We start from the raw sequence: 14,373 nt of genomic DNA, 5'->3' as shown, positions 1-14,373 counted from the left end.
ACCCGATTCACCATCGATAACCACCAATGCGTTTAACGGCTCCTGTCTCAGTATTACACCATAGTATGTCAGGCAGATACTGCGTTTTTTAAAATATTCCATTTGGTTGACTCTGTTAAGGTTAATTCAAATTGATACTTGAATTCGGGGTGGAATGCAGCTGAGAAAGCCGGGCTGATTCGTACTGTTGCCAGGAGTCGTAGAAGCCTACACGTTCGATTTTGATGGCGGCGGCTTCTTTGCTGTGATACCAGCTGGATACATCGTAATGAAAATACAATGGCTTTTCACTCCCAATCATCACAAAATGCCTGGCTTCTTCGCAAAAGTCCTTCACATGACGGTTTTTCCATAATACCTCTATCGTATGTGCAGGCACCTGGTGTTTTAGCTTCAGAAGCTCAAAGAAAGCCCGCAAGCGCGGATCCCTCTTTAACTCTTTTCTTTCTATAATTTTCATCGTGATTTAAGGTTTACATCACCCGGCTCATTTTGCCATCGGTGATCATTTTGTTTACGGTTGGCCAGGGATGGCTTTCAAATTGCACCAGTTGAGTGTCGGCGGGATCCAGCTTCATGAATTCAATTTCGAAGCCCCGGCCGCTTTTCCAGATATCCCACACCACCCAGGTGCGGTTCTTCACATCGCGCCACACATCCTTCCGGGAAAGGACGTGGCGCGGTGGCGGTATTTCTGCTTCGTCACTCATCATCGTTTGATAATTTCAGCGCGAATACCATAGGTTTGTATTTGCTTTCAATGGTACATTCAATCTTATCGACTTCCACAGATTTGATATCCGGAACGACCAACCGGAACGGGTGCAGATTTACATCTTCGAAGGTCAATTTGGTAACGCCGTCGCTCAGATGATTATAGAGCAGGAAGCCCAGAGATAGGATATCGTTGATATCGGCACCTAGTCCACAGCAGAAGGATGGATCAATCTCTACCGGCTCAATTCCGTTTTCTGCAGACATTATCTTGTAGGTATCGAGATTCGAATGATCGTCGTCACCTGCCATTTCATCCAGGACTTTCAACTGTGCATCAGAAAGAAGGATTTCAATATTAAACATCGTCCTTTCGCCTTGAGGTTTTATGTGTTTCATGCTATTCTTTCGATTATATCCAGTTTGTGTTCAAAATCATCGTCCCAGTACCGGCCATTGGTTAGCCAGCAAAGGGTGCCGGATTTAACCGGCATTGGGTCGGAGGGTTCCAGGAAGGTGATATCCACCGTGTCACCGTTGCGTAGCTTCCAGGTCTGCCCTGGTAGAATGGGCTCGTTCATTATGCGTACGGGTCAGCGTCCAAATGTTCATCGTTCCAATCGGCATTGCTGGTGATTACGGACGGCTTCTCTTCCCCTCCTTTCTCCACTTTCTCAAAGCACACCACCCACACCCACGGGTTGTTATTCAATGAATCATTGCCATTGATGCTTAACCAGAGCAATGAAAATGATAATTTCGGATCAGAAGTACATACATCCATAGGTGTCACTCTACGGCATGTGTCCAGATATCTCCGATACCTTTTCTTTTCTGGTGCTTCCGGTAATGGAGGGAATTCGAGAATACCTTCTTTAATACACTCTTCATCTGTGATATCCATGAACCGCTCCACCCTGATATCGGTAATCTTTAACCAGGTACGCGCGGCATCTTTGGGCATGTGGATCGATGGTTTCCATTTGCCTTTAAAAGTCACTAACTCACCATCGAGCGGAAACTGGCCACATTTATCTTCCTGTGCTTTATAGATATATTTATGGTTGGGCAGATCGTCCCCTTTACTGTTATCGTAATATCCGAATGTCTCCCGCACATAAAGCAGATCCCCTCGATTGCCATAGGGGAATATTGCCGAATACTCTCCCACTGATTCCGTCGTTGAAAAAAACGCATGAACCTGACCGGTACTGATTTGTAGCAAAAGCCTTTCAAACTTCCATAAGTGAGGTTGATGATTGAAGGTATCCAATCCAGTCGTCCTCCGGGTCTGTATCTTCCTGTCGGCATCCACAGCCTGCACCATTTCGGTACTGAATAATATCGGGCGTTCCTTATGCATTATTATCTGAGTTTTGATGTGAAAAATTCTATTTAAAAATCCATTTCCTTATCCAGTCCGATTTCCAGCTGATCAGCGTCGGGCATCAGGTTGGTGGGGGCTGCGGGGGTTGCACCGGTTTCGATGTAGAAGTACTCCGTCGTTTTGCCATCCTTGGTGCGTACAATGCGCCTGCCTTCCGTTTGGGTGCATTTGTCCACCGGGTTGTACACAAAGTTGTAGAGCTGACACCAGGCTTTAAGTTTCTTAAGGAATACTTGCGGTGTCATTTTGGTAGAATTCCGGAAGAAATCTTCCTGCGCTTCGTCGCGTGGCGTTTCCATATCCAGGCGGCGGCTTTCCTTGCTGAAATAGACATCAGCCCAGTTTTTAAAGTTATCGCCCATAATGGCCATCAGGTTCCGCTTCGCGATGTTGTCACCAGGAGCACGTACTGCGGTTTCGCAACTCAGGTAAAAACTGGTGCAGTAGGCAAACAGGTTATAGGTCAGGTTCCATTGCTCGGCATCGAAATTGTCCGGCAAATCCATCCCGAAAACGCTGTTCGGGCTACGCTCTTCGCGGTAGTGCCCATTGGCGTTGTTATGGAAAAAATCCGAGTACACCGTATGCAATTTCCTGCGCTGCGTGGATGGATCCTGCTCCTTATCGCCGTAGTTGGTATTGAACCAAAACTTACACGAATCCCGGAACTGCACCGTGATCGGCTTCATGTTCTTCCGGTTCACGACAAAGTTGCTGGTGATCGGCGCAAAAAACGGGCTCAGGCTCATGTGCTGGTGCGTATCATCCATCAGGACCATATCCGTTTCATTCGTCACGTTTTCGAACAGGAACCGGTTTTCTTCTACCTTGTCGATCCGGCTCGGCAGCTCCACCATGCGCAGCATCTTTTGCAGGAAACCTGTCAGGATTGATTTACCAGATCCACCGTGGCTTTCCCCTTCGTCGGCCAGCTTGTTATCCATCGCCCACACTGCCCATGCACGGCTTTTCACCTTGTACCGGTGCAGGATGTAGCCGATCACGTACAGCCGGTTGGCAAGGTGCGTCATCTGCAGCGTTTTTTCTTCCTGTGTCAGCAGCGGACCTACAAGGCTTACCTTATATTTTTGGCGGTACTCGGCCTGTGTTTCGGCATTTTTTGCATAGCGTTCAATGGCTTCCAGCTGCTCTTTGCCAAGGCCGTGGTTGTTGATGTACTGCTGGCGTTTTTCTTCGGTATCGTAGTTGTCGAAGAATTCCAGCCGGTTTTCCAGTTCTTCACGCCAGTGCATCCGGCAGGTTAGCATGATGTAGCTCAGGAAAACACATTTATCGTTCAGGATATCCACAGCCCAGTCACCACTATCGTTCAACGGCGTGGCCTTAAAAATCGGATCTGCCTTTTTGGCTTTGTGCTGCCGTGGCTTATTGTTCTCCCAGGTTTCGAGCTTCAGCACCTTTTCTTCATGTACGTACATGTTTGATACACCGGCGGGCAGTTCTTCTATTCCGGCTGCGGTCACCTTCCAGGTTACGTTTGGGAAAAAGAAACACTGGAAATCGGCACCGGCGGCGGTGAAATCTATATCACGGTAATCGATCTTAGCCAATGAGCTCACATTCATCTGTGGCGACCGGTTGAAGGCATTCAGCAGATCTTCAGTAAAGTACCGCGACCGCAGGAAACTCCGGATATACCCTTCCATATCGGCCGCTTCCACTTCCCTCACGATGTTGTTCTGCACGTGCGCATAAATGAAACCGTCCTTTGTCTTATCGGATTTCAGCCTGCAGAAGCCGCATCTGTACAGGAAATTGTAGATCCGCTCGTTGTTGGGCTTGTATTCCAGCACCGGACGGCCGTGCTTCATTTTCACATCGCCGTTCTTATCCCGCTTCATTTCCGAGTCCCAGAATTCGTACGGCAAAGCTGTTTCTACCAGCAGTTGAAAATCTTTGGGCCCATAGGTTCCCCGCTTTTCCGGATGCGGGAAACGAAGGTAATCGCGCATATCCTTGTTGATCGGCTGGCCTTGTGCATTCCGTACATCCAGCAGCACTTCGGGCAGGTATATAGTCCGCAGATCCAAAAACTTCAGTGCAAGCTTGTGAGCTTGTTTTATACCCGTGCTGTCGATATCGGGCAGGTTATACACCATTTCGGCCATCTTCCTCAGATCGTTGTACTGCGATCCCGACCACTCTTCACTTTCCGAATTTCTCCATACCACCTGGTAAGCCAGCTTGGTATTGTTAACACCCAGCGCTGCCGTATTCAGCGCATCCGATCCACCCGAACAGATGATGATGCCTTTCAGCTTTTTTTCGCGCTCATCCTCACGGGCTTTTTTCTTTTCTTCCGCGGTCATTTTGTCATAATCCCGCTCACTCACCGTTGGTTTGTTGAGTTCGTTATATTTCACCAGGGCCTGATCCAATCCATGAATAAAAACCTTAGGTTTTTCACCATAGTACCGGAACCTGTTTTTCTTTTCGGCATAAGGTTCATAAAACCTACCCCATTTTTCCCCGTCAGTTTCTTCCTCGTAGATGAACATAGGGTACAGCTCATTGCTTCGGAACTCATGCGTTTTCCCCTCGCTGGTGAAACGCTTTACCGCCACCGATTTCAAGTGGTAATAGGCAAACAGCACCTTGGCATTGGCCAACCTGTTAGCATTGTTGTCAGCCAGACTATTCCATGCCGATTCTACCAGTACGGCCCTAATTTCCTTCTCCGTAAGCTCCTTTGTCTCGTAGGTCGTTTGTCCGTCCGACTCATCCGGCTTGGCTGGCCAGCTGTTGTAGTCTGCACGGATGGTCTCGGATTTAGCACCGGCAACATTGTAAAATGCTGCTACATCCATCAGTGCATCTTTGAACGTCAGACCATCTTCCTTCATGGCGATATCCACCGCGTGCATCATCTTTACCTCGTTTCCGAAATCCGTCACTCCCCAATAGCCAGTTTTCGGAAACTGTTTCATGCTGGCACTCGCCGTCTTTTCCTCGTTTCTAAGCTTAAAACGCTTGTTTTTCTGGGTTTCACAACCGATAGAGTTCGGGTACCTGTGCTGTATATAAGCCAGCCCGCCATCCACGGCCATCACATCGGCTAAACTGATATTTATATTACTCATCCTGCTAGTACGTTACGTAGGGTTTCCATTGTGCGCAGCTGCGCCTCGGTTAGGGTTCGTTTGGCAAGCTCGGCCATCACCAGGTCGAGCGCCTTTTGTTTTTCGTGATCGGGCAGCATACCAAGCCGCCCGCATTTCCAAATCTTGAATATGTCAGCGATCTCATTGATCACTGTGAACGGCTGGCGCGGTTTGGATGGCGCGGGTAATTCTTGTGAGGATTTCATACCTTTTGATTAATTCGTTGATACCATGCTCGTATTCAAAAGCCCGTCGTTGTGCCAGCAGCGTGTCTTCATACCAGCGGACAGCAAGCAATAATACACTGGCTTCCTCCCTGGTAAGCAGGACACGGATCTGGCCCCAGTTCGGTTCCGAGTGATACATCAGCTGCTGGCTGATCTTCCCCGAAACCTTGTACAGCACCTGCATGTGGGGAAAGCCCATCACCCTGCGCAGGCAAACATTTTCCGCATCGATCACCCCGAAGATGATCATCGACAACCGCAGCCATTCATCCGGGTTGAGCCTCAGGGCTTGTGGGGGGGAAGGGGAATTTTTCATTTCCGTTTCGGTTTTCGCTGTATCCCCATCAGCATTTCCACAGCCAGGAACACATATTTAATAAATACACCCACCAGCGCGAGCAGAGCGCCTACTGCCACCGTTCCGATAGCCCATGGCGCGGTGATCATCCACATCGCTAACATTTGGCACTGCCTCCTGCCAGTTTGCGTGCAAAATCCATCAGGATATCAATCAGCCCGAAACATACGTACAGCACCACAAAAGCAGCCCCGCCAATGATACCCGCAGCAACTGCCACGGGTATAGCGATGATTAGATAGATCGTTCTCATGGCTGTGATGCATATTTTTCCATCTCTGCCAATTCATCATCCACATGCTTTTTAAAAGCCTGCTGTAGTTGGGGCCAGTATTCTCCCTCTAAATTTTCTGTGAAAGAATCGAACAGCTCACCAGGTCCTTCGGCCAATATTGATCCAAACTCTTCTTTGATTTTTTCAGAGTTAACATCTGCAACGAATTCCTGTCCATAGAAATCAAACCAGAATCGTACATACCAAATACCACCCTTATCCAGTTCCAGATAATTACTTTCTGTGGTATCCGAAGAAATCAATTTTAAATTATCAGAGAACACCATTTCCGGCTCTACAGCTGGTGTACTTGCTAGGCGTTCCCCCAAAGCTTCCGATAAAAGGGTATACAGCCCTACCTCCTTCAGATAGTGAGATTTTACAGAAGCCCGATCCGCTTTAAAATAGTTGCTTTTAGCTTCAGTTAGCTCAGTATTCGACGTTTCCAGGTATGCTCTGAGCGTAGCGGTGTTGTCCGGAAGCGCAGAGCTTTCCCAGGCATGAGTAATTTCATGAATGTTCATTTGCGAGAAAAAATAAATGTTTGAGAAATTATTCGGCAGGTTTCAGGGAGTGCCAGTCCTTTTTGTTAATCATAAAATTGCAGCCGATGCACCGGTGCAAATGATGTTTTACTTTTCGTTCCGGGTAAATGCGGGCAGCTTGTACGCAGTTGCATTTAGGGCATTTAATGCGGTCGTTTTCAAACGGTTCATCTTCGAAAACGGGTTCTACCTTTGTTTTTCTTGGAATTTTGATCTGTGCCATGGATGATATCTCTAAGTGAATAAACAAGCCATACAGCCATTACAAGCCCGATCCCCATCAGGACCATCCGGATCAGGTCCGGCACATCCCCGAGCTGGTTCATACTGGCAACGGTCTATGATATACGGCGTCCCAATGTTTGTTGTCCTGCGCTTCGCAGTAAGCAGTGTAGTGGCGGTGCATGGTAAGGTTCTGTTTGGCGATGCGGAGTGTTGAAAGCTTCTGCAATCGTTCCAGCTGGCTGGCCTGGGTCGTTAGCGTAAATTTCTTCTGCTTAATATCGTAGTAGCGCCGGTTATTCTTTTCCACTTCCAGCTCCTCTATCTGTTCGTTTACACTATTAAAAAGCTTCGTAAATTGTTCCTGGCTCATATCGCGGAGAGCCACAGCCGGCTGTGAAAGGATGGTCTTAAAATTCATGATTTGTATATTGAGTTAGTTGAAAATGCTTAGTGCGGGGGATTAACGCCCGAAAAGAACAGATAGCAAATAAGATGCAGTAATTAGGTTGATGCCCATTAGTGCTATTGCTAGTATATAAATGAAATTTAGCTTTGCATCCATCTTTTCCAGATGAGCCTTTTGTTGCCGAATTTCTGCGTCAATTTTGCACCCTCCTGACGGATACCACCATGGGCCTTGATTACCTTCCATTGTATTGATTGAGTTAGTTGAATATGCTTTCAATTAAGCGTTCGTCCGCTCCACTTCTTTAATTTTCTTGAGCTGCTGAACAATCTTTACCGTACGAATTAAACTACCACGACCATCACTGACCGTTTCAATAGCCCTACGCCACTCATCGTTGTTCATATCCTTTGAAGAATTAAGTAAAAGCGATCTCCAAAATCTACCAAGGCGCTTTTTCTCCTTTTTAAACTCGGCACGCCATACATCCACTCGTAATTCCTTATCGTCCATTTGTCCCCGGTTTGTGCTAATTGTATCTGACTATTCCGTATTTTTATCAGCGAGTTAATTACGGAACAAATATATAGTTCCAATTGGAACTATGCAAGATATTAAGGAAATATTATTTCCAATTGGAAACGTTTTTTTTAAAATGATTGAAGTGGAGCGAATAAGAGCAATAATGAAGGCGCATGATTTAACTAATGCGTCATTGGCAAGATTGATAAATGTTCATCCGTCAAAAGTTTCTAAGGTCGTATCAGGAGATCAATTACTTAGTGCAGAAGCGGTTGGGCAGATTATAAAAGAATATAAAATACATCCGAACTGGATCTTCGGATATGAGGGAGATGCGAATAAAGTGATGTATCTGGATGACTTGGTGCCAAAGAGGGAACTAGAAGAGCAGGAGCGCAGGATGATGGAATTGGAACGAGAAAACGCAAACCTGTACAGAAAGCTTGCAACTCACTTAGAACAACAGGTTGCAGAGAGTCAGGAGAAATTTAGAGCATCGGAGAAATCCAACACTGATCTAAAAAATAATTAAGTGGTTCTTGCTTGATCGTAATGATACAATTTCAATATACCTATATCTGATATCACAAATCGAACATTACAACTCAGGGCTATAAATTTCATGGTTTCCAATTAGTCAAAAAAGATGATCAAACTTCTGCTAACTATATCATTCTCGGCATTATTAGTACTGCACACTTTTGCGCAGAATGATAAAAAGAGATTGACCTATGAAGGAGAAGTTTTTGCACCTGGTTACTCTGCCAAAGAAATTATAAGTAAGATCAACAAACTAGCCATTAACAATCCCCGAAATTATGCATCAGTACAGCAGACCGATTCTGCTACGCTGGTGATATCGGGAATGGTTAGCGTTTTCCTGGATTATGAAGGTTCTCACAATCGGAAAGTTACAGAGGAGAACTACAACTACCAGATGCTGGTACAAGCAGTTGATCAGAAATGCACACTATTGATGCGCAATTACATCAGCCAGCAGCCAAATTCCAAGCCACTGTACACCCACGCTGCCAGGATGCAATACATCGACAAAATGGATGTAAAAAGTAAGCGCAAAAAAATATTGAGAAAGTATGCTCAGGATGAATACGGCCAGCTGGATAAACATGCAGCCGTCACCCTACGCACCATCGAAACTATGTTACACAGTGAAAAGCCCGAAGTGGTTGTAAAGTAAAAGAAATGGAGGTATCGAACGAAGAAATATTGAAGGCATTGGAAGCCATCCAATACAAACAAAGCACCCTCGAAAGCAAATTAGACCAGACGCTGGAAAGGCTGGAAAAAATCTATGAGTTAACTGATCGTACCGGTGATTTCTTAGGGGATAAGCTGGATTCGATCGAAACAAAAATTGAAGAAATACAATAAAAATGAAGCCTTTACTTCTAAATGGCTTCTGAAAACATAAGTAAAATGCTAATTATCAACACAGTTACACCAGCTTGTCGGCCAACAATAGTAACGAAAGCCTCTTATGTTAAAACATAAGGGGCTTTTCTGATTTTAGGCAATTTTAGAGAAATCTGGAATCAATACCGTTTCTCAAATCACCATTTTTATAGCATTTCTATCCCCTAACTTACCATACTGTTTCTTTGCCTTTTCTCCAGGCACCGCAGGAACTCTGAATGATGATCCAGTCAATCTTGCTGGACAGGCAAAAAAATTTCCCAATTCATAAAACCTGATCAAAATTATAAACGGGAACAAATTGCTGGTGAGTTATAGATATCGCTTGATCCCTTTTCAGCTTGATCCTCCAAAATCTGCCTACTGATCCATGTGGCACAAAAAGAAAAAGCCGTTGCAACTTTCGTTACAACGGCTTACTTTCTGTGGTGATGGACGGAATCGAACCGCCGACACAAGGATTTTCAGTCCTTTGCTCTACCGACTGAGCTACATCACCAGGCTCAATTGGTTCCCTTTGGGACTGCAAAACTAGATGTTTGACTTTGCTTTCCAAACTATTTACTGAAAATTTTTAAAAAATATTTATATCCCTTATTACCTCAACGCTCTATCCAGCTGATTATCTATCATTTAAATCAGAAAATTAAATTTTTATCTTACAAAATATTTATCCAGATACATTTTTCCCATATTTGTTAAATAGTATGCAAGCATACTATAATATTTATCAAGTATTAAAAAGTATCCTATATGGACATATTGAGTCAGATTCTGTTCATAACTATATTGGCTGCCACAGGCTGGCTGGTATCCAAGCGGGCTATGCTTATCAAAAGCACTATATCCCTGGGGAAAAGTGAAGATCGTACCGACCACCCTTCCCGTCGGCTCTCTACAATGCTTCGCATTGCTTTTGGACAAAAGAAAATGTTTGATAGACCTCTGATAGGCTTCTTACATTTTATAGTCTACGCAGGTTTTGTTCTGATCAACATTGAAGTATTAGAGATAATCCTGGATGGTATGCTGGGTAAACATAGGTTATTAGCGCCAGTACTAGGCTCCTTCTATCCTGTGCTGATTGGCTTTTTTGAAATACTCGCTGCCGGAGTCTTTATAGCATGTGCTATATTCCTTGTTCGTCGTTCCATTGTCAGAACACAACGTTTTCAACCTGTCCGGCATCGGGAGATGTCCGGCTGGCCGGCCTTGGATGGCAAAGTCATTTTAATATTTGAGATTGTACTCATGGCCGCCATCCTTACCATGAACGTCGCGGATTCCGTATTACAAGATATGGGAAGTATACATTACTCCAGAACCGGAAATTTTCTTATCAGTCAATTTCTCAAACCTGTATTTATCGGTTGGCCAGAAACAACGCTCATCATTTACGAGCGTATAGCTTGGTGGATACATATTCTGGGAATTTTTGCATTTGCCGTATACCTGACCTATTCTAAGCATCTGCACATTGCTCTTGCTTTTCCCAATACCTATTTCTCCCGCCTTGCACCTATAGGAGAAATGAACAATATGCCGGAAATTACAAAGGAGGTAAAGATCATGATGGGATTGGAAACTCCTGCAGATTCGGAGAGCGAAGTACCGGAGCGGTTTGGCGCCAAAGATGTGCCTGATCTCAGCTGGAAAAACTTACTGGATGCTTATTCATGCACGGAATGCGGACGATGCACAGAGGCCTGCCCCGCGAATCTTACCGGTAAGAAACTTTCTCCACGTAAAATTATGATGGACACGCGTGATCGCCTGGAGGATATAGGGGTTATTATGCAGAACAATGGAGGCAACTTCGTCCCGGATGGAAAAAACCTGATGGGAGATTATATTATGGAAGAAGAAATACTGGCCTGTACCACCTGTAATGCATGTGTACAGGAATGCCCTATTCTGATTAATCCGCTTGACATTATTCTTCAGCTTCGGAGACATCAGGTCATGGATGAATCGAAGGCACCTGCATCCTGGAATATGATGTTTCAGAATCTGGACACCAATCAGGCTCCCTGGAAATTTTCACCCGGTGATCGTTTCAATTGGGCTGATGCAGTAAAATAAGAGCACGATAACTTGTTCCCTTTTTCAAATCCTATTGAATCACGATGGAAGAATCAACATATAAAGTACCAACCATGGCAGAAATGGCTGCCGCTAATGAATTACCTGAAGTGCTTTTTTGGGTGGGTTGTGCAGGATCTTTCGATGATCGTTACAAAAAAGTGACAGTAGCTTTCGTAAAAATACTAAACAAGGCAGGAGTCAAATTTGCGGTACTGGGCACAGAAGAAAGCTGTACTGGCGACCCAGCACGCCGCGCCGGAAACGAATTCACTTTTCAGATGCTGGCTATGTCCAACATCCAGGTGCTGAATATGTATGGTATCAAAAAGATAGTAACGGCATGCCCTCATTGCTTTAATACGTTAAAAAATGAGTATCCTGAGTTGGGAGGAAACTATGAGGTCATACATCATTCGGAGTTTCTCCAACAGCTTATCAATGAGGGCCGGGTACGTATTGAAGGAGGAGAGTCTTTCAAAGGAAAAAAAATAACTTTTCACGATTCTTGCTATCTGGGAAGAGCCAATAATATATACGAAGCCCCCCGTCATGTCCTGGAAGCTCTGGATGCGGATTTGGTAGAAATGAAACGTTGCCGGACCAAAGGACTTTGTTGCGGTGCCGGTGGTGCGCAAATGTTCAAGGAACCTGAGCCCGGCAAAAAGGATATCAATGTAGAGCGTATTGAAGAAGCGCTTTCTACAGGCTCGGATACGATCGCTGTTGCTTGTCCGTTTTGTATGGTAATGATGACAGATGGTGTAAAAAACAAAGAAAAAGAAGATAGCGTACGTGTCTTTGATCTCGCTGAATTGATTGCCCGGGCGGAAGGATTGTAATGATTTCAGAACTTAGTCACATTTGGCACTGTTTTAATTTCAGATTAGATTTTACAAAAAGTATTAAAAACAATGTATATACCATTCAGCGACCTCGACCTTGAAGCACGGATCTGGATTTACCAGGCAAACCGTGAGCTTACAAAAGATGAAACCGGAGTATTGACCGAAACTCTTAAATCAGCATTAGATAATTGGGATGCACATGGAAAGCCGCTTACAGCTTCGGCTAAAGTGTTTGAAAACCGATTTGTAGTGATCGGTGTAGATGAACGTGATGAAATTCCAAGTGGCTGCTCTATCGACAAATCTGTTCATTGGTTACAACAAATCGGAAGTCAGATGAATATAGACTTTTTTGATCGCTCTGTAGCTTACATCAATGATCGTAACGAAGTCGCAACCATTCCGGTATCAAAGATTAAACAAGCGGTAGCAGATGAGACCATATCATCCTCAACGACTGTATTCGACAACCAGGTAGGGACTAAAGCACAGTGGCTCAACCGATGGAAATCACAGGCCTCACATACATGGCTGGCCCGTTATTTCTCTGATCAGCCTGTATAAGGTTTTGATAGAAGGGTATCGCTTTCTAATTTTGGATAATCATTTAAAAGTTCCGGATGCGTTTTTTAAGATCAATATTGGCTTTGAGCCTTCTGACCATACTCTGGTCATGCGATGACAGTGTGATATATAAAGCGCATGAGGACATTGAAGATGGCTTATGGTATATCAAGAACAAACCGGAATTTAAGGTCAATATTGAAGACACAGTAAGCCGTTACAATGTTTATTATGTTTTCCGCAATGCACTTCAATACCCCTACTATAATTTGTATTTGACAAGACAGGTAAATGGGCCTGACGGAACATTGATTTCAAATACACTGGAAGAGCTCTTCGTATCCAATGAAACTACCGGCAAACCTTATGGAAAAGGACTTGGCGATCTTTTTGATCACAAAGTACCTATTGCCAAGGAATATTCTTTCTCAAAATCCGGGGTTTATACTTTTAAACTTTCACAGTCTATGCGCCAAAATCCCCTTCCTCATATATTGAGTGTAGGTATCTGTATAGAAAAAGTGAAAGAACAGCCTTAATACTTTTCAGGCCAACAAAGAGAACCAGTCTTATCACCAAAGACCAGTTCTCTTTGATTTTTGTATGGCTTTACGCGTATAAAATATGCGAAAATGAGTGGATTGTTCCTCTAAGGATATGAATGCAATTGAATGAGCGACAAAGAATACATGTCTGTTTCAGGTAAAAAGGTTTACCTATCTTTGCTCTGAACCGAATGAGAAGAAAGATCCATGAATAAATTAATGTATCTCTGGTTTGCAGTCAAAACCGTACTATGCTCCTGCGATGCTGATCGTAAAGAAAACGGATTTGAAAAAGTACGATCTGAATACAAAGTAAGTAAAATCGGTAAGCTCCCATCTGTTGTGAGTGAAAGTTCTGGCTTGGCAAATGGTACAAAACCAGGTTCTTACTGGACACACAATGACAGTGGGGGAAAACCGGAACTGTATGAAATAAATGCAAAAGGGCAATTACTTGCGATCAGATCAATTACTAATGCTAAAAATACCGATTGGGAAGATCTTGCAGAAGACCGTGATGGTAACTTGTACATCGGGGATTTCGGCAATAATAGCAATAAAAGAAAAGACCTCACTATCTACAAACTTCCCAAAACAACTAACACCCCCGAGCAAATAGCCATCCAATATCAACAACAGAATGCTTTCCCTCCTGGCGGCAATGAGATGCACTATGACTGTGAAGCATTTTTTCATTTCAATAACCATCTGTATCTGTTTTCTAAGAATCGCAGTACAGAGAATAAAAAGGTGTTTTTATACCAGGTTCCAGATCAGCCAGGTTCATACTCACTGGCACCATCCGATAGCATCGAGATAAACAGCCAGGTAACCTCCGCAGATATAAGCCCCGACGGGCGTACTTTTGCAGTGCTGACTTATGCAAAAATTCTATTATTTGGCATTGACAGAGGAATAGTTAACTTTAAGCAACCTATTGGCTGCATTAAAATAGTAAAGAAGCAGGCGGAGGCACTTTTGTTTTTAAATAACACAGACCTGCTAATTACCAATGAACAAGGGCAGATCTATCAGGTTACCCGTCGTTGATATTATGTTTGTGTTAATAAATACCCAAAACATATAATGTCAAAATCACATCTGTTAATTTCGAATTCGA

The 14,373-nt window shown here is 44.1% G+C and carries 21 protein-coding genes and 1 tRNA gene; 8 read left to right on the top strand and 14 right to left on the bottom strand.

The window, feature by feature from the left end; translation table 11 throughout:
• Nucleotides 1-121: 121 nt before the first annotated feature.
• The 13 genes from AC1XUE_RS25240 to AC1XUE_RS25180 all read right to left on the bottom strand — a co-directional run bounded on the left by AC1XUE_RS25240 (nucleotide 122) and on the right by AC1XUE_RS25180 (nucleotide 7,771).
• Nucleotides 122-460 carry a hypothetical protein gene (locus AC1XUE_RS25240; protein ID WP_483358768.1) on the bottom strand — a complete coding sequence of 113 codons (339 nt, stop codon included), beginning with the start codon at nucleotides 458-460 and terminating at the stop codon, nucleotides 122-124.
• A gap of 13 nt (nucleotides 461-473) precedes the next feature.
• A complete protein-coding gene (locus tag AC1XUE_RS25235) occupies nucleotides 474-713 on the bottom strand; it encodes a hypothetical protein (protein WP_483358767.1) in 240 nt (79 codons plus the stop codon).
• Nucleotides 703-1,113, bottom strand: a complete 411-nt coding sequence (locus AC1XUE_RS25230; protein ID WP_483358766.1) for a hypothetical protein — start codon at nucleotides 1,111-1,113, stop codon at nucleotides 703-705. The genes AC1XUE_RS25235 and AC1XUE_RS25230 overlap by 11 nt, the downstream gene beginning before the upstream one ends.
• Complete coding sequence (locus AC1XUE_RS25225) at nucleotides 1,110-1,295, bottom strand: hypothetical protein (protein WP_483358765.1); 186 nt, start codon at nucleotides 1,293-1,295, stop codon at nucleotides 1,110-1,112. Before AC1XUE_RS25225 ends, AC1XUE_RS25230 begins: the two co-directional genes overlap by 4 nt.
• The gene (locus AC1XUE_RS25220) at nucleotides 1,295-2,077 is read right to left on the bottom strand and encodes a hypothetical protein (RefSeq protein WP_483358764.1); all 783 of its coding nucleotides are present in this window, start codon (nucleotides 2,075-2,077) and stop codon (nucleotides 1,295-1,297) included. The genes AC1XUE_RS25225 and AC1XUE_RS25220 overlap by 1 nt, the downstream gene beginning before the upstream one ends.
• Nucleotides 2,078-2,109: 32 nt before the next feature.
• A complete protein-coding gene (locus tag AC1XUE_RS25215; protein ID WP_483358763.1) occupies nucleotides 2,110-5,202 on the bottom strand; it encodes a primase-helicase family protein in 3,093 nt (1,030 codons plus the stop codon).
• 162 nt (nucleotides 5,203-5,364) lie between these two features.
• Nucleotides 5,365-5,766, bottom strand: a complete 402-nt coding sequence (locus AC1XUE_RS25210) for a hypothetical protein (RefSeq protein ID WP_483358762.1) — start codon at nucleotides 5,764-5,766, stop codon at nucleotides 5,365-5,367.
• The gene (locus AC1XUE_RS25205) at nucleotides 5,763-5,897 is read right to left on the bottom strand and encodes a hypothetical protein (protein ID WP_483358761.1); all 135 of its coding nucleotides are present in this window, start codon (nucleotides 5,895-5,897) and stop codon (nucleotides 5,763-5,765) included. The genes AC1XUE_RS25210 and AC1XUE_RS25205 overlap by 4 nt, the downstream gene beginning before the upstream one ends.
• Before the next feature lie 8 nt (nucleotides 5,898-5,905).
• Nucleotides 5,906-6,061 (bottom strand): hypothetical protein, encoded by a 156-nt coding sequence (locus tag AC1XUE_RS25200; protein WP_483358760.1) that lies wholly within the window; start codon nucleotides 6,059-6,061, stop codon nucleotides 5,906-5,908.
• Nucleotides 6,058-6,606, bottom strand: a complete 549-nt coding sequence (locus AC1XUE_RS25195; protein ID WP_483358759.1) for a hypothetical protein — start codon at nucleotides 6,604-6,606, stop codon at nucleotides 6,058-6,060. The genes AC1XUE_RS25200 and AC1XUE_RS25195 overlap by 4 nt, the downstream gene beginning before the upstream one ends.
• A gap of 188 nt (nucleotides 6,607-6,794) precedes the next feature.
• Nucleotides 6,795-6,953: a hypothetical protein gene (locus AC1XUE_RS25190; RefSeq protein WP_483358758.1), complete on the bottom strand. Its 159-nt coding sequence runs from the start codon at nucleotides 6,951-6,953 to the stop codon at nucleotides 6,795-6,797.
• The gene (locus AC1XUE_RS25185; RefSeq protein WP_483358757.1) at nucleotides 6,950-7,270 is read right to left on the bottom strand and encodes a hypothetical protein; all 321 of its coding nucleotides are present in this window, start codon (nucleotides 7,268-7,270) and stop codon (nucleotides 6,950-6,952) included. Before AC1XUE_RS25185 ends, AC1XUE_RS25190 begins: the two co-directional genes overlap by 4 nt.
• A gap of 267 nt (nucleotides 7,271-7,537) precedes the next feature.
• Nucleotides 7,538-7,771: a hypothetical protein gene (locus AC1XUE_RS25180; protein WP_483358756.1), complete on the bottom strand. Its 234-nt coding sequence runs from the start codon at nucleotides 7,769-7,771 to the stop codon at nucleotides 7,538-7,540.
• Nucleotides 7,772-7,862: 91 nt separating this feature from the next.
• On the opposite strand from AC1XUE_RS25180, the gene AC1XUE_RS25175 reads away from it, so the two are divergent.
• The 3 genes from AC1XUE_RS25175 to AC1XUE_RS25165 all read left to right on the top strand — a co-directional run bounded on the left by AC1XUE_RS25175 (nucleotide 7,863) and on the right by AC1XUE_RS25165 (nucleotide 9,172).
• The gene (locus AC1XUE_RS25175; RefSeq protein WP_483358755.1) at nucleotides 7,863-8,312 is read left to right on the top strand and encodes a helix-turn-helix domain-containing protein; all 450 of its coding nucleotides are present in this window, start codon (nucleotides 7,863-7,865) and stop codon (nucleotides 8,310-8,312) included.
• 114 nt (nucleotides 8,313-8,426) lie between these two features.
• A complete protein-coding gene (locus AC1XUE_RS25170; RefSeq protein ID WP_483358754.1) occupies nucleotides 8,427-8,978 on the top strand; it encodes a DUF4468 domain-containing protein in 552 nt (183 codons plus the stop codon).
• A gap of 5 nt (nucleotides 8,979-8,983) precedes the next feature.
• Nucleotides 8,984-9,172 carry a hypothetical protein gene (locus AC1XUE_RS25165; RefSeq protein WP_483358753.1) on the top strand — a complete coding sequence of 63 codons (189 nt, stop codon included), beginning with the start codon at nucleotides 8,984-8,986 and terminating at the stop codon, nucleotides 9,170-9,172.
• 468 nt (nucleotides 9,173-9,640) lie between these two features.
• Here the strand turns inward: AC1XUE_RS25165 and AC1XUE_RS25160 are convergent.
• Nucleotides 9,641-9,713 (bottom strand) — tRNA-Phe (locus tag AC1XUE_RS25160).
• Between the two features lie 254 nt (nucleotides 9,714-9,967).
• Between AC1XUE_RS25160 and AC1XUE_RS25155 the strand changes: the two genes are divergently transcribed.
• From AC1XUE_RS25155 to AC1XUE_RS25135, 5 genes are all read left to right on the top strand, one after another.
• Nucleotides 9,968-11,296 (top strand): 4Fe-4S dicluster domain-containing protein, encoded by a 1,329-nt coding sequence (locus AC1XUE_RS25155; protein ID WP_483358752.1) that lies wholly within the window; start codon nucleotides 9,968-9,970, stop codon nucleotides 11,294-11,296.
• Between the two features lie 44 nt (nucleotides 11,297-11,340).
• Nucleotides 11,341-12,138: a (Fe-S)-binding protein gene (locus tag AC1XUE_RS25150; RefSeq protein ID WP_483358751.1), complete on the top strand. Its 798-nt coding sequence runs from the start codon at nucleotides 11,341-11,343 to the stop codon at nucleotides 12,136-12,138.
• A gap of 72 nt (nucleotides 12,139-12,210) precedes the next feature.
• The gene (locus AC1XUE_RS25145) at nucleotides 12,211-12,708 is read left to right on the top strand and encodes a hypothetical protein (RefSeq protein WP_483358750.1); all 498 of its coding nucleotides are present in this window, start codon (nucleotides 12,211-12,213) and stop codon (nucleotides 12,706-12,708) included.
• A gap of 56 nt (nucleotides 12,709-12,764) precedes the next feature.
• Nucleotides 12,765-13,247, top strand: a complete 483-nt coding sequence (locus AC1XUE_RS25140) for a gliding motility lipoprotein GldH (protein WP_483358749.1) — start codon at nucleotides 12,765-12,767, stop codon at nucleotides 13,245-13,247.
• Nucleotides 13,248-13,460: 213 nt separating this feature from the next.
• Entirely contained in the window at nucleotides 13,461-14,303 is an 843-nt protein-coding gene (locus AC1XUE_RS25135; protein WP_483358748.1) for a hypothetical protein, read from the top strand.
• Nucleotides 14,304-14,373 lie beyond the last annotated feature (70 nt).

Source organism: Dyadobacter sp. HNCC25DJ187, assembly GCF_056895255.1.
Note: the sequence above shows the minus strand (reverse complement) of the source record. Positions and strands in the feature narration are given on the sequence as shown.